Source organism: Catenovulum sp. 2E275 (genome assembly GCF_025515275.1).
Classification (GTDB): Bacteria; Pseudomonadota; Gammaproteobacteria; order Enterobacterales; family Alteromonadaceae; genus Catenovulum.
Map to the genome: position 1 here is coordinate 47,010 of NZ_JAOPFU010000004.1, position 23,567 is coordinate 70,576.

A 23,567-nucleotide genomic window follows, 5' to 3' on the forward strand; every position below is an offset into this window, starting at 1 on the left:
TGCATCGTTAAGCTTATGCATAATAGTCTACCGCACCTAAGTGGCCGTTCGTAATATTTTGTTGAATATTTATTTCTTCGTCTTCATTACTTTGCTGACCGTTAGCATTTTGTCCGCCGTTTCCCTGCCCTTTAGCTGTTGATTCTCCGCGGCCATTATTGCCCTGCTCCGATACATTTGACTCACCAAGTTGAATCCCTTGCTGATCTAACATATCTCTTAATTTAGGCACTGACTGATCCAATAATTCTTTAGCTTGTTGGTTTTGCACCACGATGCTCACGCTAGCCTGGTCGCCATTCATCTGAATTTTAATTTGCATACTGCCCAGTTCTGGCGGATCAATGCGGATTTCTGCTGACTGAATTCGACTATTGATCATATATTTGACCGAATCATTAAGTGCAGAGGCCGCATCGTTTTTGGTTAAATTAATTTGCTCTTTAAGCTGTTGCTGAATGCTTTGTTGTTTTTCAACCCCTTTATCAGCCTGTACTGCCTGCTCTTGTTTGTGGATTTGCTGCACAGTTTGAATATGCTGAGTTTTAGTCTCTGTATTTTGCTCTGCGGCTTTGGTTTGGCCACTGCTAATTTGCTGATTCATTAAATCCTGCATTTGGCTTTGTTTATCCGCCAACTCAGCTTTGTTATCGTCCGGTTTAAGTTCAGTATTTAGCGCTTGCTCTTTGGTTTTTATATTCTCGATTGCTGAATCTTTGACACTTGTTTTGGTATCAGCCTGCTTGTTAGCAGAAGATTCTGTTTTACTATTTTGGGTTGCTGATTGAACTTGAGTTTTAACTTGCTCAGCCGCAGATTTATCAGCCAATTTTGTATCTAGCTGCGGATTATCTTTATTAATAGTAGTTTCTGAGTTAATCGCCTTATCCTGATTAACCGTTTGAGTTTGAGCTTGCGCTTTCACAGCATCTTTTTTGCTAGTTTGTTGCGCTTTTTCTGAGCTTGCTTTGCTATTAACTTGTTCTGCTGTAGTTAATTGAGCTTGTTCTACTGAGCCATTTGCCCCTTTATTTTCTTTGGTAGATTTTTCAGTTAATTTCTCATCTAATTGTTCAGCTTTTTGCTCTGACTTTTTATCTGTTCGCTTTTGTTCTGCTAATTTTTTATCCACCAATAAAGAAGATGCATTATCAGATTTATCTGTCGATTGAGTTTGCGCTTTTTGTTCAGCAGATTTCGCCGCATCAGCAATATGTGTTTTACTCTCAGTTTGAGCTTTAAGCTGAGCATCTTCTTGCTTTATTTCAGCTTTAGCCGATGTTTTCTGGTTTAGTTTTTCACTTTCAGTAGCGGCTGATTTTTCAATATTTTGCCCTGTTAGTTGCCCTTTAGTATCAGATTTCGTTTCAGTGGCAACCCCTAATTTTTGACCTGCCGCTTGTTTTTCTGCATTCACCATTAACTCAGATTCTGCACTATTTTCCTGCTGATTATCTTGTTTTAGTTTAGCTGCATCCTGCTCTGTATTTTTACTATTTTCCGGTTGTTTGCTTAATTTTGCTTTACTATTATTGGCTGACTGTAAAAAATTAAGAAAATCAAAATCATCTTGCTTTAAATCTGAGTCTTTTTGCGCCAGTGTAAAACCATTGTCATTTTGAGTTGATGATAATGCTGAGTCTTTTGAATCAGGCTGCTGAACTGATTTATTGGTTTTTTCTGCCTTTGATAATTTATTATCCGCTAAAGTTTCAGCTGACTCTGCTTTATTTGATTTTGGTTCTGCCTGCTGATCAGCCAGTTTTTGTTCTAAATTTCGCGATTCGTTTTGCGACTGTGATTGTCGATTCGATACTAATTGAGAGTCTGCTTTTGCAGGCGAGTTTGAACCAGGCGATAAATTATCATCTGCCGATCTAGCTTTATTATCAGCAACTAATGCTTGCTCTCTGCTTGTTTGTTTAGCGGTAGATTGTTTAAGGTTATGCGCTTTTAAAATATCCGAAAAATCCTGCTCAGACGATAATAAACCCGAACTTTGCCCAGCAGGCTGAACGGCACTTTTAACAGAAGCGGCAACATTTGTCTGAACACTGGCAAGATACTGCATGGTATTTTCCTATCCAATCAAAAAGATATTATAAATATATTTATATCAACAGGTTAAAAATATAAAAAACATATTTTTGACACTTAATCATGACTTTTATAGTCATTTCAAGATTTATACCAACTTAGTATTTTTGTCTGAATTGATTTTGTGAAAACTCGTCTAACAGGGCTTGTTCCTGTTTATTTTGCTTATGCAGGTACTGTTGCTCTTGTTTTTCGAGCAGTAATTCAACCGATTTTCGTTTTCTTTGCTGGGCGAGCCAAAGTGCGCGGCGTTGATCAACCACTTTTTGCGCTTTTTGGATTGTGCCTCTTTGTTGAGTGCAAGCTTTATCGAGTTGCGCGATAAAATTTTGAAACCTTAATAATTGCTCGGGTTTAATACCGCCTTGCGCATTTTTATGCATATTATTCATATAACTGCGCTGGTGCTGAATAAGCGCACTCAGTTTTTCTTGCTGCGCAGTTAATGCTTGTTGAGCTTCGGCAAATTGCTGAGCTAATTTATCTTCTTTATTCTGCTCGTTTTCGGCGATGAGTTTAAGCTGCTTATATTGCATTCATTCACTCCTAAATTAAGCTCTGAATGCGCTGGTTAAGTTAGCCAGTTGAGATAAACAATCATCGTAAGTAATCACTTCTTTCATTCCTTGCTGTAAAAACTTATCCATTTTAGGTTTAATTTTAATCGCAGCATCAATGGTAGGATCACTGCCTTTGTTATAAGCCCCTATCGCAATTAAATCTTTACTGTTTTGATAATTAGAATAAAGCTGCTTTACAATTCTGGCTTGCTGCTGGTGTTCATCCCTGGTCACGGCCGGCATAACCCGGCTGATAGATTTAGCTACATCAATTGCCGGATAATGACCTTCATCCGCCAATTCACGTGATAAAACAATATGGCCGTCTAAAATTGCACGCGATGCATCTGCAATCGGATCTTGCATATCATCACCTTCCGATAATACGGTAAAAAAAGCGGTAATCGAACCTTGTCCGTCACCACCGTTTCCGGCACGTTCAACTAACGCAGGTAATTTAGCAAATACCGAAGGTGGATAACCTTTAGTGGCTGGCGGTTCACCAACTGCCAGTGCAATTTCACGTTGAGCTTGCGCATAACGGGTAATTGAGTCCACCAGCAGTAATACATTTAATCCCTGATCACGAAAATATTCAGCAATCGTTAATGCAGTTTCGCAACCTTTTAAACGCATCAACGGCGCATTATCGGCTGGCGCAGCTACCACCACAGAGCGACTACGACCCTCTTTACCTAAAATTTCTTCAATAAATTCTTTAACTTCGCGGCCACGTTCACCAATTAAGCCAACCACTATCACATCTGCAGCGGTACCGCGTGTCATCATACCTAACAACACACTTTTACCCACACCAGAGCCAGCAAATAAGCCAATTCGTTGTCCCATACCAACTGTTAACATGCTATTTATGGCTCGAATACCGACATCTAACGGCTGGGAAATAGGTTTTCGGTGTAAAGGATTTAGTTTGGATGCGGGTTTAGTTTGTTCTGGATTGGCTGGAATTTTACCCAATCCGTCAAGTGGCTGACCTCGTGCATCAACAACCCGACCTAATAAATCCATACTCAATTGTAATTGTGACTGGCTAACCTGCGGAATCACTTTAGCTCCGGGTAATATGCCTTGTATATTTTCAGACGGCATTAAATAAATTTTATCCCCCTCAAAGCCAACCACTTCTGCGTCAATAAAGCCGGTGTTAGATTCAACCATACATAAACTGCCCACCGCAGCCTGACAGCCAATCGCCTCAAGTGTTAAGCCAATAACACGGGTTAAACGACCAGCCACCTGAGGTTTACTCTGAATAATTTTTTTTTGGTAATGATGTAATCTTTCACTTAATGTTAAGCTCATTGCAGATCACTTAATTAGATGGCGAACTAAATTGTTCAAGAATTTCTTTAACTCTTTGTTCCAGCGTATAACTTACGCTCGATAACTCTGTTTTAATTTCAATACCACCACGGGCAATGTTAGGATCGCTATGCAAATGCCACTGACGTCGTTCTAGTTCTTTTTCTCCATAGCTAGATTGGATTAGATCAAAATCCTCTGGGTTTACCAATAATTGGCATTGCTGAGTATTAAAAGGTAAATATTCCGCCGCTTTTTTGACTGTTTGTAAAATAATTTCTGGATTGGTTTTTAACTCAGTTTGAATCACGGCCTTGGTTAAATTAACCACTAACTCAATTAACTCTTGCTCAACCTGATTATCCAACTGCTTTAATGGTTCATCTAACCGCGCAATTAATTGATTCCAATGCTCGGCTTTTTCTTCCATTAAACTTGTGCCGCTGGCTAATCCTTCCTCATGGCCTTGTTGTTTGCCTTGCTCTAATCCAAGTTGATAACCTTGCTCTTTACCCTCAGCTTCACCTTTTTCAAAACCTTCGGCTTTGCCTTCTGCAAACCCCTCCTCGTAAGCGGCTTGCCTAATTGCTTCAACGTCTTCAATGGTTAAAGGCTTAATTTCTTCAGCTTCTTCGTCCGCTTCAGGTGGCTCATAAACCCAATTATATTTCTTGCCTAATGCGTTAGTATAATTTTCATCCCTTTTATGCGCATCTGCATCCATATCCGGAATATCCCATGCTTTGGCATCAGCAATCATATCGTCATCTCGACGAATGGATTTACGAAATTTAAAGTCATCAGCCATCAGTTAATCTCTGTTTTTGGACTCTTGAAATTGTGCGTTTACAGGAATTCTTCGCCGCCACCGCCGCCAAGCATAATCTCGCCTGCGTCAGATAATCGACGAGCCACACTCAATACTTCTTTTTGAGCCGCTTCAACTTCGCTAATTCTAATTGGCCCCATAGCTTCTAAGTCATCCATTAACATTTCCGCGGCTCGTTTAGACATATTACCAAGAATTTTCTCTTTAAGTGCTTCATCAGCCCCTTTAATTGCAGGCAGTAATACATCTTGCGGCACTTCACGTAATATTGCCTGTATCCCTCTGTCATCAACATCGGCAAGGTTATCAAATACAAACATAAGATCCTGAATTTGTTGGCTCATCTCTTCGTCATGTTCACGAATAGCATCCATCAACTGACCTTCAATGTTGGTATCTAAGTAGTTCATAATATCGGCCGCTGCTTTTAAACCACCCATTTTCGCAGCCTGAGCACCTGCCTGACCAGCAAATTGTTTTTCCATAATTTCGTTTAATTCTTGTAATGCCGCAGGCTGAACTTCTTCTAAGTTAGCAATACGCATCATTAGGTCTAAACGAACTTTTTCAGAGAATTGATTCATAATTTCAGCCGATTGCTCAGGCTCTAAATAAGCCAAAACAATGGTTTGAATCTGCGGATGCTCGTTACGGATAATATTGGCAACCTGTTTTGAGTCCATCCATTTAAGCGAGTCTAAACCTTTAGCACCGCTGCCCATTATAATTTGTTCAATTAAATTACCGGCTTTATCTTCACCTAACGCGGCAGTTAATGCTTTACGCACAAACTCGGTACTTTGGAAGCCAATGGTACTAAAGCTTTGAATATCATCGATAAAAAGTTTATGAATCGCTGTGATTTTGGCCTGACTAAAATCGTCGATTGAGGCCATTGCCATACCTACTTTTTGCACTTCTTTTGGCTCAAGGTGCTTTAATATTTGTGCAGCGTCTTCTTCCGATAAACTCAGTAATAATACCGCTGCTTTTTCTACACCTTCGAGGCGACTTACATCAAAGTCTTCAGTTTGATTATCAGGCATCTTCGTTTAACCACGCTTTAACAACTTGGGCTGATAAAATAGGTTCGTTAGCAACTAATGCACGAACCGCTTTTAAAATATCTTCATCTTTGTGCAGATCAGGTAACATTAAAGTACCGTCTGATGAGAAACCAACTGCACTGGCATCAAAATCATTTGATAACATATCCAGGGTTTCATCGCCTAAATCAACACCCGACGACAAAGTATCTTCTGAATAATCATCAACCACTTCTTCAGGATAGATTAATTTACGCAGCATAGGTCTTACCACCGCAATTATCAAGACGATAATAATTGCCGCCCCTAATACTAAACGGATTAACTTAGCAAACCAAGGCTGTTCAAAAATAGGGGTTTCGGCAATTTCGCCAATATCTTCACGTACAAATGGCATAGCGACCACTTCAAGTGTATCACCACGTTGTACATCAAAACCGATTCCACCTTGCAATAAACGACGAATATTAGCCAGCTCCGCTACCGGACGAGGCTCATAAGTGACTTCACCGGTTTCTGCATTAGTGGTTGCGGTATAATCAACCGCAACTGATACACTTAACCGACGAATAACCCCCGTTTGCTGACGAGTATGGCTAATGGTGGTATCCAGTTCATAATTACGGGTTGCTTCGCGGTGGCTTTTACTTGGCGCAGCATTGGCTTCACCATTTGTTGCCTCTTCCGGAATGTTAGATTCAAGCGGCGGTTGATTAGTTAATGCCCCCGGAATACCAGCAGCAATTCCACCTAAAGAATTGGTTTCTAAGGTCATTTCGCTGCGAACAGCTGGTAAATCTGGGTTATAACTTTTTTGGGTTTGCTCAACTGAGGTGAAATCCATAGTCACATCAACTTGTGCTGTGTAGTTACCCAAGCCAACCACAGGAATTAAAATAGTATCAATTTTTTCTAAATATTCAGTTTCGCGTTTTTGCTCTATTTCGTACTCTTTACGACTTCTTGCCGATAAATCATTTTGAGAGCCAGAATTTAATAAACGGCCATTTTGGTCTGTTACCGTTACTCTGTTCGGTTCTAGGTTTTGTACCGCAGAGGCCACCATATCAACAACAGAGTCGATTTCTTCTGAAGATAAAATAGCGCCACGTTTTAAAGTTAAAACAACGGTTGCACTTGGTTTTTTCTCATGACGGGCAAATACGTTTTCTTTTGGAATCGCCAGTAATACTTTCGCACGTTGAATCGAATGTAATTCTTCAATAGTTCGGGCTAAAGTTTGCTCTCGGCTATATTTTAAACGCTCAGTTTCAACGCGCTGACTTACCCCAAAGCCCATATCAGTTAATAAAATATCGGCACCGGCAGAAGGTTCGGCATTAACCGCTAAACCAGAGCGTTTAAGTTTTAATTTAATGTCCTGATACTCTTCTTCAATCACATAAATCACATCGCCTTCTAAGCGATAATCTATTTTTTCCTGATCTAGAAAGTCTAAGGTTTGGATTAACTCTTCGGTTTGCATTTTGCCTAACGGGCGATAATCCGGCTCGCTGGCCCAAACAATAATAAAAATGGCAATCGCCAAACAAATGGCCAATGCTAAAATTAATGTCACCTGACGCAATACATCAACACTGCTTAATGAGCTTAAAAAGCCAGATTTTTGCTCTTCATTAGCAATATCTGAACTGTCATTATTAGCGTCTGATACGACTAAATCATTACTTGCTGCTTGTTCGGCCACTGTTTGCTACTCCATACCTGTTTTGCGGATTAAACCGGCATGTTCATTATTTTTTCGTAAGCTTCTAAAACTTTGTTGCGCACCTGCACTGTCGCCTCAAAAGCTATGCTGGATTTACCTTTAGCTATCATTACATCAGCTAAAGAAATACTTTGATCACCCATTTCAAATCGGGTGGTTTTTTCTTTGGCTTCAACCCCTAATTCATTCACATTGTTGATTGCATCCGTTAATAACTGGCCAAATTTAGCCTGTGCAGGGTTTTCAACTTTAGGGGATTGATTTGGCGTGATCTCTAAATTAGGCGGCTGAATAGTAGAACCAGCGCCTATCGCCATTTTTTGCATTTCTGCGTATAAAGAATCAGAACCTATTTTCATCTTTATCCCCTCTGTCAATTTTTTGAATTGAAATATTTGTTATCAGAAGTTATGCACTTAATATGCCAAGCAAAATAAACAGCATCGAAAATAAACTCAAGGCATTGATTATAAATGGATATTTAAGTTAAAATTCAAAGAAAATAAGAATGTGAGAAAGGAAAAAATAATTAAACGCCAAAAATACGTCTACATCCTTGTAGACAAACGATTAGCTAGGCTATCAGGTTAGCTAATCTTGCAGGTAAAGATAAAATTTGATTTACAGTGGAATATCTATCCCATGTTCTTTCATTTTGGCAATTTTGTATCTAAGTGTTCTGGGACTAATCCCAAGCTTATCTGCGACTTGATTACGTTTTCCATGACAAGCAATTAGCGTATCAATAATAATTTGATGTTCCTGTTGTTTAAGTTCATTGTCCAAAGTTTCAGCTTGTGGCACCGAGTTGCTTTGAGTTTGATGCACAACCATGGCTGTATCGGTTTCAATTAAAATATCACAGCCATCAATTAGCTGATTTTGCGATAAAATAAGCGCCCGCTGGATCACATTATCTAACTCGCGCACATTACCCGGCCAATTATGCTGTTGTAATAATTGTTTGGCTGATGCTGATAATTCTGGCACAGTCTGTTTATTACGCTTGGCATGACGATTAATTAAATGCTCAGCAAGTGGCAAAATATCCAATTTCCGCTGATTTAACGGTAACCAATTAAGCGGAAAAACATTCAACCGATAATATAAATCCTCTCTGAATTGCCCACTACTTACAGCTTGTTTTAAATCTCGATTGCTGGTTGCTATCACTCTAACATCTAAATCAATTGTTTTTCGGCTACCAAGGCGCTCAACCTCACGCTCTTGCAATACTCGAAGTAACTTAGCTTGTAACGATAAATCCATTTCAGATATTTCATCCAACAAAATAGTGCCATGCTGCGCCTGCTCAAACTTACCCGGACAAGCTTGCAGTGCGCCAGTAAACGCGCCTTTTTCGTACCCAAATAATGTTGCCTCCAGCATGTTTTCTGGTATTGCGGCACAATTAATTGCAATAAAAGCTTGGTCTTTACGCGAAGACTGCTCGTGAATGAACCTTGCTAATACTTCTTTGCCAGAGCCGCTTGGCCCTAAAACCATGACTGATGCATCGGATTTAGCCACTCTGGCTGCCAGATTTAACAACTTAATACTCACAGGATCAGCCACAACAGGATTAAATTTAGGTGGTTCAACTTGCGGTAAATAACGGCTCACTAAATTGAGTAATACTTCAGGTGAAAATGGCTTAGCCAAATAATCTGTTGCACCTTGACGCATAGCATCTACGGCATCTTTAATATTGGCAAATGCAGTCATTAACAATACGGGTAATTGCTGGCTTTTATTTTTAATCACTTTTAATAAAGCTAAACCATTCATACCCGACATTTGTACATCGCTGATCACTAAAGCTATTTCTGCCTGATTGAGCTTAATTAAAGCTTGTTCACCGCTATCGGCTTCAATACATTGATAATGCGCAATTGCTAAGGTATCCACAATTGCTTCACGTAAATCTGCATCGTCTTCAACAACTAAAATGAATTGAGTCATGATTTACTCCGTTAGTTTTGGCCAACCGCTAAATTGGCAACTGTAATTTGAGCCATATCTAACTCAATTGAAAAAGTACAGCCTTGATCTGGTATTGAGTTAACACAAATACTGCCCTGATGCTGCTCAACCACAGCTTTAACAACAGCCAACCCTAAACCTGTGCCTTTACCCCGTGTTGTAAAAAATGGTTCAAAAATTTGCTGTTGTAAGTGAGGCGCAATGCCAGGGCCATTGTCAGTTACCTGAATTAAAACTTTGTTTTGCGTTGAACGCTTTGCCACTAATTCAATTTTGGCACCACTACCAATCATTTGAATACTGTTATGAATTAAGTTTTGAATGGCGCTGCACAGTGCATTTTTGTTGCCATAAATTTCAATGTCAGGCTCAGGTAAATTCAATATTAATTCACCTTGGTTTTGAATTATCATGGCTTCACAACCGGCTTGAATTTCCGTTAATAGCTGTTGGAGCGATAATTTTTCAGCAACCTGTTTTTGTCCACTTTTAGCAAATAGTAGCATGTCCGTAATCTGGCTTTCTAAGTCTTGTAATCTGGCCATTAATTTTTGCTGAAAGCTCGATTTGGACTGATTAGATAAAGAATGATTAGCTAAATTAGCTGCATATAACATAGCTGCAGAAAGTGGTGTACGAATTTGATGTGCCAGTGATGCCATCATTTTGCCAAGTACACTCAGTTGCTTAAACTGGCTGAGCCTTGCCTGTAATAACCGGGTATCTGTCATATCAGTTAACACAACAAGCTGGCCAGGCTCTGGCGTTAGTGCTGTTGTTTCCAGTTTAACTAAGCGCCCATTGCGTAATGATATTTCATGTCCGTCATCTGCTTTTGGATTAAATGCTCGGTGAATAATACTCACCCAAGTTTCCCCAACCAAAGGTTCACCTAATAAATCGACTGCAATTTGGTTAGCTTCTTCAACTCGGCCATTTGCCGATAAAATAACCACACCCGCCGGTAAAATATTAACCAAATGACGCAAACGAGCAGATTGCCCTCTCAGCTCATTTAGCTCTCCGGCATATCTTTCCTGTTCCAGTGATTGCTCTGGTTTATCACCTGAGTTATCGAATTTTTGGGTATTCAGTTGAGATAATGATTGCATTATTTAGCCTGCGTCAAAAGTTTAACGAAATATTTTAACAGGACAAATGCAAACCTAATGCCAACTAAATTTAAATTAAATATCAAGTAGTTAAAAAGTATTTTATAAGGTTATTTTTTTGACAGCTAAGCATGGTTACTCACACTTAGCTAAAAACAGGTTGGTTTTGGGAGTGCAGATACAAAAGTAAAGCAGCTTAAATATGAATAAATTTGAGTATTAATTTAATCCGTACTTACGCATTTTTTCAACCAGTGTGGTGCGTCGCATACCCAACATTTCAGCAGCTCTCGCAACCACCCCATCTTGCGCAGCAAGCGCTTGATTTATTAAATCAATTTCTAACTCCGCAAGATATTCTTTTAAATTAATACCGTCTTGCGGCAACTCAACTATCATTTGAGTTCCATTTTGCTCATCTTCACTTTCTTCTTCATCATCAGAAAATGAAAACAAATCATTGAGCGCTTCACGCTCAAGCATCGCTTCTGGATATTCAGGCTCAAATGCCTCTACTTCAATATGCTGATATTTTTTAGGCAATTCGGCAACATCAACTAACTGGTTAGGATATAAAATGGATAAACGCTCAATTAAATTAGCCAGTTCCCTAACATTGCCAGACCATTTGTGTTCCATTAACGACTGAATCGCATTATCTGTTAACTTAACAGATTCCTGCCCTTGCTCAGTTAACCTTCGGCTCAACTCATTAATTAATAAAGGTAAATCTTCTCGACGTTCACGCAAGGACGGAGTTTCTACCGGAAATACATTTAACCGATAAAATAAATCTTCACGGAATTTGCCTTCGTCCACTAGCTTTTCAAGCTCTCGGTGTGTCGCAGCTATCACTCTAACATCTGATTTTATTTGAAGTGCAGAACCAACCCGTTCAAATACACGCTCTTGCAAAACCCTAAGTAACTTAACTTGCATTTGCAGCGGCATGTCACCAATTTCATCCAAAAAGAGTGTACCGCCTTGCGCCAGCTCAAAACGGCCTTTCCGAGCACTAATCGCACCGGTAAAAGCCCCTTTTTCATGGCCAAATAATTCACTTTCCAGTAATTCACCAGGAATTGCGCCGCAGTTAACAGGTACAAACGGCCCTTTTGAACGTTTCGATAATCTGTGGATAGCTTGAGCCACAACTTCTTTACCTGTGCCAGATTCACCTAATACAAGCACATTGGCATCAGTAGGCGCAACCTGTTCAATCAGTTTACGGACTATTTGCATTTCATGGCTGTGACCAACCAGGGTATGTTGCAAATCTTTGGAAGATTTTAATTGCTGATTAGGTTTATTACGTAGATAAAGTTCGCAGCGATGTAAGGCTTGAGTAAAACCGGAATGCGTGACTTGAGTATCAAATGCCGCAACTACATTCGCCAACCCAGTTAAGTCTGATAAACGTTGATCAACAATAAAAGGCAATTCAGGCGCTTGATTAATCAGCATTTGACACAAGTCAAAATTTTGATGATCGGTACTCAGTAAAACTGCTTTCCAGTGATGATGTTGAGCTAATAAGTCAGACGCAGCGGTTAAATCGACGCAGTCAAAATCTTCATCCATAAATTTAAGAATGGTTTTTAGTGTCGAAAAATCGCCAGCAGTTGAGTCAATCAGTAAAATACGTCTATTACTTTGCATACGCCTGTCAAATTATTGTTATCAGCTTATCCGTTAGCTGAATTATTGACGAAAGCGTAAAATTAATCCAGTAAAACTAATAAAAACGTCAATTTTTTGTTGAATTGAAAGATAAATTTAAAATATATTTATCCGAGGTTTAATATAAAAAGCACGCCGAAGCGTGCTTATTTGAAATATTAACGACAAAAATCGGCAGAATTAGTTAGCTCAATAAATTTAAAACCTGCTGCTGATTTTGTCTGGCTTGTGCGGCAACAGCGGTTGAACTTTGAGTTAATACATCATTTTGCGCCTGAGCTGAAGCGGCTTGTGCATAATCAGTATCCTGCAAGCGGCTTTGCGCAGCCTGAACATTCACATTTGTAGTCGATAAATTATTAATGATTGAAGCAAATGCATTTTGCTGAGCACCTAACTCCCCACGTTCAGAGCCAATAAAAGACAAAGCACTATCTAAAGATTCTAAAGAACTGGTTAAATCGCTACCATTGGTCACATCAATATTTTGTAAACCGGATAATTGAGAAGCTAAATCGCTGGTATTAACCGACGTTTTTTGCCCTGCACCAGAGCCCACTTGAAAAGAAAATTCATTATCCTGATTGAATAGCGCCTGACCATTAAACTCAGTATTATTAATCGTATCCTGAATGTTTTGTTGAAGCCCAGAGATTTCAGATTGAATAGCTTGGCGATCAGCATCCGTTAAAATACCGCTGCCAGATTGAAGTGTTAGTTCACGAATGCGCTGCGCATCTTCATTTATACCTTGTAGCGCACCATCTGCTACCTGAGATAAAGAGATACCATCGTATGCATTACGCGAAGATTGCTGATAAGCATTTGATTCTGCTGTAAGTCTGTCAATAATTTGCTGGGCTGCGGCAGCATCAGCCGATTTATTCACCTTTTTACCAGATGCTAATTGTTCAAAAACAGTATCCTGCTTTTTATTCAACTGTTCTAAAATACTAGCATTATTAGATGAAACACCATTAACATTCATGACTACAACTCCTAAATCAAGATAATGCTCATATTATAGCCTATCAGGCATTGAGATCAATAATTCGCCCCAATATCACAGAGCATTCAACTAACCTTTAAGTGTAACGTCACTCATTTTGTAAACTAGTCACAACCTGCTCAATTTCGTCGTCTGATAAATAAGGATGCATGGGCAAGCTAAAGCAAGATCTGGCAATTTGCTCTGCATTGGATAAATCTAATCCTGCTGTATTGATATCTTTAAACACAGTTTGTTGATGCATGCATGTAGCATAATAAACTGCCGTTGGAATTCCTTTGTTTTGCGCTCGTTGAATATAAATGTCTCGATGTTTATCGACTGCCTGCACTGAATATTGAGCCCAACTACTATATGTATTCTCCCGACAAGTAGGAAGGATAAAATCGGATTGAGAGCTCAAATATTCTGAATATAAGTTTGCTACTTCATTCCTGCGGACTAGCTCAGATGGGAAAATTGCTAGTTTTTCTAATAAAATAGCAGCTTGCAAGGTATCTAGTCGGCTGTTAAGTCCAACTCTTACATTATCGTATTTGTCTTTGCCTTTTCCATGTAATCTGATTGAACGAATCAATTCAGCGTAATCATCGTTATCAGTAAAAATAGCACCACCATCACCGTAACAACCTAAAGGTTTAGCTGGAAAAAAGCTAGTGGTCGCAATATCCCCAAAACACCCTGCTTGCTTACCGCTGATACCGCCACCAAATCCTTGTGCAGCATCTTCTATCACTTTTAAATTATATTGGATTGCCAATCTATTAATTTTTTCATAGTCAGCTGGCTGACCGAATAAATCTACGGCCATAATTGCTTTGAGGTTAAGATCCGTACAATTAAGTACGTGCAGAATAGTAGCCTCTAGTTTAGAGGCATTTAAATTAAAACTCTCAAGATCACTGTCAATAAAAATTGGTGTAGCACCCGACAGAGCAATCACTTCGGCCGATGCGAAAAAGGTAAATGTCGGCACAATGACCGCATCTCCTTTTCCAATTCCCATAGTCATCAGTGCAATTTGCAATGCATCAGTGCCGTTTGCACAAGTAATTGCATGTTTAACACCAATATATTCAGCAAGTTTTACTTCTAACTCATGAACTTCTGGCCCCATGATATATTGGCCATGTGACAAAACATCAGCAATTCGTTTATTGATATTTACTTTGGATTGTTCGTATTGAGCTTTTAAATCAATAAATTGCATTAATTATCTACCTTCACTAGCTCATTATTAGTTAAGCGGTATTCGACATTTTGATGGGGACAGGTTGCGGATGCATTTCCGGTTAAGGGGAGATCCAGCTTTTCTCCAAACTCACTCATCCAACCAACTTGTTTTGCTGGTACTCCAACCATCAACGCATAGTCAGGTACATTTTTATTAATAACAGCACCCGCACCAACAAAAGCATATTTACCAATAGTGACGCCACAAACTATCGTACAGTTAGCCCCTAGAGTTGCTCCACGTTTAACATATGTATCTCTATATTCTGCTTTTCGTTCTATCGCACTTCTGGGATTATAAACATTGGTGAAAACCATACTCGGCCCGCAAAACACGTCTTCTTCAAGCGTAACATTGTCATAGACGGAAACATTATTTTGAATTTTACAATTGTTACCAATAACGACTTTATTACCTACAAATACATTTTGCCCCAAGGAACAGCATTTGCCAATTACAGCGCCTGAACATACATGAACAAAATGCCAAACTCGAGTGCCTTCCCCTATTTGAGCGCCTGCGTCAACGATTGCCGATTCGTGGATAGAAAAATTTACCATAGTTTATTAAATTAACCTTTGCAAAAAAGGATGGGCTTTCGCCTCTTCTGCTTCCACTATATCTCCTTTCTGAATCTGAGATACAGTTTCAACGCAATGTCTGGCATCTTCAATACCATAACCGCGGCCAGCTAGTATTTCCTGATAGCTAATGGTATGAAGATCGGTAAAGCCTTGTGAAAACTCGATTTCGTCACCATCAACGGTAATTGAACGATAGGTACTTTGTTTGCCTTGCACCAAATCCGGTAAGTCATTTGCGTCAATTGATAAAAACCAAGGAACAGTTGCATTCTCATACTCAAGATAACCACATGCTTTTTTGTCATCAGCATAGTGCAATTCGTTACATACTAATTCTCCAAACATGAAATGCAGCATATCAAAAAAGTGAACGCCAATATTAGTTGCAATACCAAATGATTTGCGAGGGTCACCTTTCCAGCTTTCCATATACCATTTGCCACGCGAAGTTATATACGTCAGTTCGACTTGATATTTTCCAGTTTTATCCTGCTTTTGAACTTTATCTTTTAAAGCTAGGATTGCTGCGTGGTGTCTAAGCTGAAGAATGTTATAAACTTTTTTCCCAGTTTCTTGCTCAATCAATTTAAGATCATCTAACAACTCAATACTTGGAACCAAAGGCTTTTCACAAATGACATCACAGCCTAAACGAAGCCCAGCTGCAATATGAGCGTGGTGTAAATAGTTAGGCGAACAGACTGAAACATAATCTAACTTTGTATCCGCTTCCCGCTTTAATTTAAAAGCAAAATCGTAAAATCTTTCAAACTCCGTAAAAAATTCACTTTGAGGAGAAATACTATCAATTATCCCAACAGAATCATTTTTATCGTAGCAAACAGCAAGGTGATTGTTGGTTTCTTTGATTGCTTTCATATGTCTTGGTGCTATGTACCCCGAAGCACCAACTAGGGCAAAATTTTTCATAACATGTTTCTTTTTAGTATTCTAAGCTTTAACGATTTTTGCAGACTGATGTTTAAAATAACCGCGAGTGTCTATGATTAACGAACTTGCTTTTTCTATTAACTTGTAATCAAACGCATCGTGCGCAGTGGCTAAAATAACAGCATCGTAAGAGCTTAAGATTTCAGTGGTTAAATTAATGCTACATAATTCAAAATTATATTTTCTAACTCTGGGTAAACATTTCACATGAGGGTCAGAATATTCAACATAAGCCCCTTTGTGCAAAAGCATATCCAGTAATTGAAGTGAAGGCGACTCTCGCATATCGTCCACATTCTTTTTGTAGGCCATACCCAGTATTAAGATTCGGCTACCATTAATCGCTTTTTTATGTTGATTTAACGCATCTGCAACTTTATCTACAACCCAGAGTGGCATTGCTGAATTAACCTCACCGGCAAGTTCAATAAAGCGGGTATGAACACCGTATTCTCGAGCTTTCCAAGTCAAATAAAATGGATCGATAGGTATACAATGTCCACCAATACCTGGCCCGGGATAATAAGCAGTAAAACCAAATGGCTTAGTTGCTGCGGCATCTATGACTTCGTGAATATCGATTCCCATTTTATCTGCAACTATCTTCATTTCATTAACTAAGCCAATATTCACTGCACGATGAATGTTCTCAAGTAACTTAGTCATCTCAGCCGCTTTAGTGCTACTAACAGGCACAACTTTATCAATTGCGTTTGAATACAGCGCAATTCCTACTTGCAAGCATTCAGCAGTATAACCACCTACAACTTTGGGGATGGTTTGAGTATTAAAATTGGGGTTGCCCGGATCTTCTCGCTCTGGCGAATAGACTAAAAAGAAGTTTTCCCCCACGGATAAACCTTGTTGCCTGATATATGGCAACAACTCTTCATCCGTTGTCCCCGGATAAGTGGTACTTTCAAGTGACAAAGCTTGGCCACTTCTAAAGTACGGTGCAACTTGTTGCATCGTATTCAACACAAAACTTAGATCTGGTTCGCGGTATTTATTCAGTGGAGTGGGCACGCACAAAATAATCGCATCACACTCACTTATTAATGAAAAATCGGTCGTTGCTTGAAAACCAGCTTTCTGAGCAAATTCGATTGATAAAGCCGAGATATGTTCGATGTGACTTTTTCCAGTATTTAAACCCCAAACCACCTTTTCAGATATATCAAAACCGATAACACGATAACCTATTTGAGAATATCTTAAAGCTAGCGGTAACCCGACATATCCCAAGCCAACAATTGCAATAACAGAGTGACAAGATTGCAAACTGGTTTGTAATTTTTCACTTATGTTCATAAGAACCTCATTCGTAAAATCGCCTTAAACCTTGTACGTTATACAATCTCTAAGCGCTTGCTGGTAACTTTCCAAGCTTCCAATATCTCTCAGGTAACCGTTAGTTACCCACACTTTAATTTTGGGAAGGATATTGGGGATCACATCCAAACTAATATCAAATAACTCAGTATCCAGATTAAAAAAACCAGCTAAATCACTGAATAGATAAATAGCCGCATTGGCTAAATTCCCAGGTGGGTTTTCTTTTTTTTCATGGAATGCTAATAAATTGTAATACTCATCACATTCCAAAATTCCACACAGTGATGGTTTATCCGTTTCAAATGCCATCAGGCTAACGTCTTTATCACTGCACTGATGGAATTCAAAAAAAGCCTTCCAATCACAAATGCATACATTATCGGCATGAGCAACTAAAACTGATCCATCATCAAAAATATAGTTCTGAGTTATATGTTTCACTGTACCTGCAGTGCCTAACAACTTTTCCTCATGAATTAATATGATGTTATCTAACTGTTTATATTGTATAAGTGTATCAACGACCGCATCTGCAAAATAATGGGTATTAACAAAAATACGCTCTATACCAACCGCCTGTAATTGTTCAATCCAAATAATCAATAATGGTTTTTGATTAATCGGCACCAAACATTTAGGCATAGTGTCTGTTAATGGTCTAAGCCTTGTGCCTAATCCTGCAGCAAGCAATATCGCGCTTTTAACTTGTTTCAAAATTCAATCTCATTAATCACTTGCAGTAATTCAGATTGCATTAACGGCATGTTTCCAACTCGATTCACTTGGCACGCAGCAGCAACAGAGCCTAAAAATGTAGCAACCCAAAAATCAGCACCAACCGCCAATGCCAATGTTGCAGAAGCTAAAAAACAATCACCAGCGCCCGCTGGGTCAACCGCTTTTTCAGCCAATGCAGCAAGCTTATCATTTAACCAAGAATCCCCATGTGACAACTCTGGATTAAGTTTATGCAAAAAGGCACCGTCTTCACCCAAAGTGATGACTATGTGCTTAGCTCGACATTTTTGTCTTAATTTTTCGGCCAATAAAACTAAACCGTCTTTGGCGTTATTCAGAGCTAATCGAGCTTCTCGCTCGGTTGGAGTCACTAAATCTACATCGGTGAAACGACTAATATCACCCACTTGCGATGAAGATTGGCTGTCCGCAGCAATCACTACGTTATGAGCTCGACAAAGCTGAGTAATTCTATCGACCAATGTTTGGGGCAACACGCCATAATTAAAATCAGAAAAAACCAATACATCTAACTGTGATATTTTTTGTTCTAATATAGAAAAAATCCGCTGTTGGATACGATCTTCAATATCATGGTTTCTTACCTCATTCACGCGTAACATGGTTTTATTACCAACACGGTAACGTGTTTTTAAATTGGTAGGTCGCGTATCGTCCTCAGTGATAATAGCTTCCACGCCATATTCACCTAACTTGCTTTGAGTATACTCACTGTAATCATCGACTCCTGTCACGGTAAATAAGCTAACAGACTTAGCCCCCAAACCTTTAGCATGAGCCGCAGTAATGCCCGCACCGCCTAAAAATAATGATTTGGAATTTGGAGTGACAACAATAGTAGGATCTTCTTGAGACATGCCAACCGCATTGCATTGAATATATTGATCGATTATCACATCGCCGATAACTGCCACATGTAAATTATTATATTTTTCAACCGTTTGCTTGCACATGCTCTTGCTAATTTTATGGCGTTTTAAAAACCCATTCAGTTTAGCAGTGCTAATAATGGGTAGTGGTGATGCGCTTTTTAGATAACTACTTGCATTAAATGAAGCATCCCCTGAGCAAAATATCAGCTTGCCGCCGCATGCTTCTATCACTGTTTTTTCTGGGTTTTCTTTAGATTGATATTCGAACCCTTTAACAACAACATTCGGTTTTAATTGCTGAACAACTTCTTCAACATGCTCTGTATTGATAAAACAGTAATCAACAATCCCTAATGCAGCCAACACTTCTACGCGATAGGCTTCATCCATATAATCTGGATTGTCTATAACCGAGTCGGAATTAATACCAACTACTAATTTATCGCCACAGTCTTTAGCAAATTTTAATAATCGAATATGACCCGGGTGCAGGGTATTAAAATTACCCATCACTAACACCACTTTTTTTCGCGTGAGTGACAATTGATCAATAATGTGGGGTAACGACAGTAATGTTGCCATAACTATTTCAGATTAATGAGGGCTCTAACAATTTGACGTTGTTCCAAATCGTTTAAAGCGTCGTTTATCTGCTCCAATGAATATTCATTTGATAAAAGTGTTTGCACAGGTAATTTATGCTTAACAATAATATCGGCAATGATGGGAATATCTTTATCGGGAACAGAGCCCCCGCCCCAGCTTCCTTCAATTTTTTTGCCACAAATCAATTCAAATGGATCAAGACTAATTTTTTGTCCATGTGGTGGGTGAGACGCAAAAATACAACGCCCGCCGCGTTTGATTAACTCAAATGCAATTTCGATAGATTTTGTTGAACCCGCCGCTTCAACAACGGCATCAACCCCATGCGGAAATTGTTTTTTAAATTCAACAATCCCTTCAGGCGTAGCACTAAAGCAATAATGAGCACCAAAGGATTCAGCTATGTTTAGTTTGTGCGCTTCGATGTCCATGGCAACTATCGTAATGTCATTAAAGTATTTAAGTGCCAGCAATGCACTTAAACCAATCCCGCCTAAACCATATACTAATACGGTAGAATTAGCTTGCGGTTGTAATTGATTTAACACAATTCCAGCACCTGTAGGCAACGCACACCCCAATAATACAGCAACTTTATCATCAAAAGTCTGCGGTACTTTGACAATTCGATTTTCGGATACCAAAGTATAATCACTAAAAGTCGTCACCGCACCCGCGTTAATTGACCCAATAGAGGATTGATAAACACTGCCCCCCGCATCAATACCTTCCCCTTTAATCCAGCCTAAAACCACTTTATCGCCAACTGTTACTTTTGTAACATCTTCACCAATCTGTTCAACAATACCTACACCTTCATGCCCAAGCATATGCGGTAAATATTTGTCCTCTCCACGCATGCCTCTAGCTTCCATTAATTGGCTATGACATACACCTGCATACATCACTTTCACCAAAACTTGGCCACGTTTTAAAGGAGGAATTTGAATGTCATCAAGAATGACGAGATCTTCGTTTAGTGTTTTGATAATTGCGGCTTTCACATCATTTCCTTCGGCTAAAATTGTTCAGCCCATGCTTTAAATAGCGCGGTATTTAACTTAAACGAGCGACCAAATTCTCTGGTGAATCGCTCAGTTGACACAATTATGTGTGGGCTATTTGGTACGTCTAAACATTGCACTTTATCAGAAGAAAGCAAATTTAACATTAAATTTTTCAATGAGTTAACAGGTTCATATGCAATATTGAATACCCCATTCACTAATTTCTGATGACTTAAAATAGAAATTAAGAAAGCACTTAGATCATCTGCATGGATAAAATTATTAAAAGGTTTATCTGCATTGGTTAACTTAATGAGCCCTTGTTGCTGGCACTGTTTCAGTAACCTTGCTATCAAATGTAAATCGCTATGGTCAGCTAATATCGCAGGAAAGCGAAATATCAAATGGTTGGAGTGAAAGCTTTTAATAAGCTCCTCGCCCATTTTTTTTGATTGTGCATAAATACTGCTTGGGCGTAACTCTAAAGTTTCATCCAGCAGTCCATTTAAGTGCTCATAAACACTGATAGTAGAAGCAAAAATAAGTAATGTATTAGGGTTGATTTTTGCCAAAATATCAGAAAGGTAGCTTAAATTTGAATGAATAATTTCAGCTTTAGATGCTAAGGGGGATTTGGCTGCTAAATGGATAAAAACATCACAATCAGCTGAAGGATAGCAACTTGGCTCTAGTCGTATATTTTGCTTAGCTGCATTTTTAATAAACAAACGGCCAAAGCGGCCGTTTTCACCTGAAATTTGAATTTTCATAACCTATCCATATAACGCAAATAACTAAGCTTAAAATGGCCCTTTAAAATATTCACCCGGAATGTCGTGGTGACCTTGCACGTTTAAACTATCAACCTGCGTAGGGTCAATATCGATACCTAGCATAGTCATTATTTTCTCAACTATTTCTTTTGCGCCAAAATAAAAGTCTTTAGTTAATGAGTAACTGGTCGGCTCTGGAATATCTGGCATTGCCATGCGAGCAGGAGCAGCTAACAATTGGTCAAATAACATTTCACTCACTTGAGCTACTATTTCACCCGATATAGACCCAGTTCTAGCACCTGCATCAATCACCAATACACGTTTGGTTTTAGCAACTGATGTATAAATAGTAGGCCAGTCAATTGGGTTCACTGTGCGTAAATCAATCAGCTCAACAGATACATCATGTTGTTCTAAAAATTCACAAGCTCTAATTGCTTCAACTGTTAAATAAGAACTAGACACTAAGGTTAACTCAGTTCCTTGCTTGACCACTGCTGCTTGCGAAAGCGTTGATTTATGGTTTGTATCTATGCTTCCCTTTTGGTTATGTAACCATCTATGCTCAATAAATACGACTGGGTTATTATCCTTAATGCTTTGTTTTAACAAATGATATGCGTCGTTAACCGAGGTTGGAATAATCACTTTCAGCCCAGGAATATGTGCAAACCAAGCATGTAAATGCTGAGAATGTGTTGGGCCCTGTCCCCAGCCTCTCCCAATAATTAAACGAATAACAATTGGCACCGTACTTTTGGCATCAAACATAAAATGCCATTTAGCCGCCGCGTTCACTAATTGATCCATAGCCAACAAAAAGAAGTCGAGCCGTTGGTGTGTCATGACTGGTCTTAACCCATTAAGTGCAGCACCAATTCCTACGCCTGTCATGCCATTTTCGGAAGTTGGCATATCAAATACCCGCTCAGGATAAAGCTCGACTAAGTCTTTGGTTGTAGAAAATATTCTTAATGGATCATCTGCACCTAACCCATAACAGATAACGGAATCATCTTCTACCATTGCATCTTTAAGTGCGCGGTTAATTGCTTGGGCAAAGGTAATTTCTGCAATTGAGTCAGTCATATAGTTAACCATAAATTGTATTCGCTAGTTTGTCAGCGCTTGGAAACTCCGACACTTCGGCAAACTCAAAGGCAGCATTAATCTTGTGCCTAATTTGCTGACGTATTTTAGCCATGTCAGTAGGTGACATTAATTGATAATCAGCCAACCATTGTTCAAATCGAGCAATCGGCTCTTTTGCTTTCCAAGCCAGATATTCTTCCTCAGTGCGGTAGCCAATATGATTGTCATAGTTTGGGCCGCAATGCTCACGCCAACGATAGGTTGAAAACTCTATAAATCTTGGCCCTCTCCCCTCGCGGATTTGCTGGATTTGTTCAGAAAGCACTTGGTAACATTCAACTACATTATTGCCATCTGCAATTGCAGTGTTTATCCCAATTCCATTGACAACATCAGTAATTTTTCGCCCTACTGGCTGCCTTTTAGATAACGGTGCATAAACTGAATACAAGTTGTTTTCACACACAAACAATACAGGTAATTGTTTGAGTGCAGCAAAATTGGCAGCTTCATAAAAGACACCTTCTTCAATGGCACCATCTCCCACAAATACCACAGATATATTGGTTTCTTGACGTATTTTTTGAGCGAGTGCCAACCCGACGCCAATAGGGATAGTATTACCAACAATAGCGGTGCTCCCTTTAAAACCAACAGACTCGTCAATTAAGTGCATTGAACCACCTCGTCCGCCCGAACACCCTGTTGCTTTTCCATATATTTCAGCCAACATAGCTTTAGGGCAACCGCCCTTGGCTAAATAATGCGCATGAGCTCTGTGGGTTGAAACAGCCAAATCTGTGATTTTTAATAATGGTGCTAATGCAGCTGGTACGCCTTCCTGCCCAATCGAAAGATGGGTTGGGCAACGCATTTTCCCTTGCGGATATCGCTCAGCAATACCTTCTTCAATATCACGAATGAGATATAAAGTTTCTAAAATCGTTTTTTGATGTTGTAGAAAATGTTTAAGATCGCTCACA

Annotated in this window: 21 protein-coding genes; all 21 read right to left on the minus strand. The window is 39.2% G+C overall.

Annotation, left to right across the window (positions count from 1 at the left end; genetic code table 11):
• Nucleotides 1–13: 13 nt before the first annotated feature.
• The 21 genes from N7931_RS03610 to N7931_RS03710 all read right to left on the minus strand — a co-directional run bounded on the left by N7931_RS03610 (nucleotide 14) and on the right by N7931_RS03710 (nucleotide 23,566).
• Nucleotides 14–2,071: a flagellar hook-length control protein FliK gene (locus tag N7931_RS03610; RefSeq protein WP_262791995.1), complete on the minus strand. Its 2,058-nt coding sequence runs from the start codon at nucleotides 2,069–2,071 to the stop codon at nucleotides 14–16.
• 124 nt (nucleotides 2,072–2,195) lie between these two features.
• Nucleotides 2,196–2,633 (minus strand): flagellar export protein FliJ, encoded by a 438-nt coding sequence (gene fliJ, locus N7931_RS03615; protein WP_262791996.1) that lies wholly within the window; start codon nucleotides 2,631–2,633, stop codon nucleotides 2,196–2,198.
• A 15-nt stretch (nucleotides 2,634–2,648) separates the two neighbouring features.
• Nucleotides 2,649–3,980 carry a flagellar protein export ATPase FliI gene (fliI, locus tag N7931_RS03620; RefSeq protein ID WP_262791997.1) on the minus strand — a complete coding sequence of 444 codons (1,332 nt, stop codon included), beginning with the start codon at nucleotides 3,978–3,980 and terminating at the stop codon, nucleotides 2,649–2,651.
• A 10-nt stretch (nucleotides 3,981–3,990) separates the two neighbouring features.
• Nucleotides 3,991–4,788, minus strand: coding sequence for a flagellar assembly protein FliH (gene fliH / locus N7931_RS03625; RefSeq protein ID WP_262791998.1), 798 nt, complete (start codon nucleotides 4,786–4,788; stop codon nucleotides 3,991–3,993).
• 38 nt (nucleotides 4,789–4,826) lie between these two features.
• A complete protein-coding gene (gene fliG, locus N7931_RS03630) occupies nucleotides 4,827–5,855 on the minus strand; it encodes a flagellar motor switch protein FliG (RefSeq protein ID WP_262791999.1) in 1,029 nt (342 codons plus the stop codon).
• Complete coding sequence (gene fliF, locus N7931_RS03635; RefSeq protein ID WP_262792244.1) at nucleotides 5,848–7,500, minus strand: flagellar basal-body MS-ring/collar protein FliF; 1,653 nt, start codon at nucleotides 7,498–7,500, stop codon at nucleotides 5,848–5,850. The genes fliG and fliF overlap by 8 nt, the downstream gene beginning before the upstream one ends.
• 92 nt (nucleotides 7,501–7,592) lie before the next feature.
• Nucleotides 7,593–7,943 carry a flagellar hook-basal body complex protein FliE gene (gene fliE / locus N7931_RS03640; RefSeq protein WP_262792000.1) on the minus strand — a complete coding sequence of 117 codons (351 nt, stop codon included), beginning with the start codon at nucleotides 7,941–7,943 and terminating at the stop codon, nucleotides 7,593–7,595.
• Between the two features lie 262 nt (nucleotides 7,944–8,205).
• Nucleotides 8,206–9,546 carry a sigma-54-dependent transcriptional regulator gene (locus N7931_RS03645; RefSeq protein ID WP_262792002.1) on the minus strand — a complete coding sequence of 447 codons (1,341 nt, stop codon included), beginning with the start codon at nucleotides 9,544–9,546 and terminating at the stop codon, nucleotides 8,206–8,208.
• Nucleotides 9,547–9,557: 11 nt separating this feature from the next.
• Complete coding sequence (locus tag N7931_RS03650; RefSeq protein WP_262792003.1) at nucleotides 9,558–10,679, minus strand: sensor histidine kinase; 1,122 nt, start codon at nucleotides 10,677–10,679, stop codon at nucleotides 9,558–9,560.
• A gap of 219 nt (nucleotides 10,680–10,898) precedes the next feature.
• The gene (locus tag N7931_RS03655) at nucleotides 10,899–12,338 is read right to left on the minus strand and encodes a sigma-54 dependent transcriptional regulator (protein WP_262792004.1); all 1,440 of its coding nucleotides are present in this window, start codon (nucleotides 12,336–12,338) and stop codon (nucleotides 10,899–10,901) included.
• A 205-nt stretch (nucleotides 12,339–12,543) separates the two neighbouring features.
• Nucleotides 12,544–13,347, minus strand: coding sequence for a flagellin (locus N7931_RS03660; RefSeq protein WP_262792005.1), 804 nt, complete (start codon nucleotides 13,345–13,347; stop codon nucleotides 12,544–12,546).
• A 109-nt stretch (nucleotides 13,348–13,456) separates the two neighbouring features.
• Nucleotides 13,457–14,578, minus strand: coding sequence for a DegT/DnrJ/EryC1/StrS family aminotransferase (locus tag N7931_RS03665; protein ID WP_262792006.1), 1,122 nt, complete (start codon nucleotides 14,576–14,578; stop codon nucleotides 13,457–13,459).
• A complete protein-coding gene (locus N7931_RS03670; protein ID WP_262792008.1) occupies nucleotides 14,578–15,162 on the minus strand; it encodes an acyltransferase in 585 nt (194 codons plus the stop codon). The genes N7931_RS03665 and N7931_RS03670 overlap by 1 nt, the downstream gene beginning before the upstream one ends.
• Before the next feature lie 6 nt (nucleotides 15,163–15,168).
• The gene (locus N7931_RS03675; RefSeq protein WP_262792009.1) at nucleotides 15,169–16,116 is read right to left on the minus strand and encodes a Gfo/Idh/MocA family oxidoreductase; all 948 of its coding nucleotides are present in this window, start codon (nucleotides 16,114–16,116) and stop codon (nucleotides 15,169–15,171) included.
• Nucleotides 16,117–16,137: 21 nt separating this feature from the next.
• Entirely contained in the window at nucleotides 16,138–17,448 is a 1,311-nt protein-coding gene (locus N7931_RS03680) for a nucleotide sugar dehydrogenase (RefSeq protein ID WP_262792010.1), read from the minus strand.
• 24 nt (nucleotides 17,449–17,472) lie between these two features.
• Nucleotides 17,473–18,186 (minus strand): nucleotidyltransferase family protein, encoded by a 714-nt coding sequence (locus tag N7931_RS03685; RefSeq protein WP_262792011.1) that lies wholly within the window; start codon nucleotides 18,184–18,186, stop codon nucleotides 17,473–17,475.
• Nucleotides 18,183–19,685, minus strand: a complete 1,503-nt coding sequence (locus N7931_RS03690; RefSeq protein WP_262792013.1) for a PfkB family carbohydrate kinase — start codon at nucleotides 19,683–19,685, stop codon at nucleotides 18,183–18,185. Before N7931_RS03690 ends, N7931_RS03685 begins: the two co-directional genes overlap by 4 nt.
• 2 nt (nucleotides 19,686–19,687) lie before the next feature.
• Nucleotides 19,688–20,713, minus strand: a complete 1,026-nt coding sequence (locus N7931_RS03695; protein WP_262792014.1) for an alcohol dehydrogenase catalytic domain-containing protein — start codon at nucleotides 20,711–20,713, stop codon at nucleotides 19,688–19,690.
• A 14-nt stretch (nucleotides 20,714–20,727) separates the two neighbouring features.
• Entirely contained in the window at nucleotides 20,728–21,486 is a 759-nt protein-coding gene (locus N7931_RS03700; RefSeq protein WP_262792016.1) for an NAD-dependent epimerase/dehydratase family protein, read from the minus strand.
• Nucleotides 21,487–21,516: 30 nt separating this feature from the next.
• Nucleotides 21,517–22,581: an alpha-ketoacid dehydrogenase subunit beta gene (locus N7931_RS03705; protein ID WP_262792017.1), complete on the minus strand. Its 1,065-nt coding sequence runs from the start codon at nucleotides 22,579–22,581 to the stop codon at nucleotides 21,517–21,519.
• A gap of 4 nt (nucleotides 22,582–22,585) precedes the next feature.
• A complete protein-coding gene (locus tag N7931_RS03710) occupies nucleotides 22,586–23,566 on the minus strand; it encodes a thiamine pyrophosphate-dependent dehydrogenase E1 component subunit alpha (RefSeq protein ID WP_262792018.1) in 981 nt (326 codons plus the stop codon).
• Nucleotide 23,567: the final 1 nt, after the last annotated feature.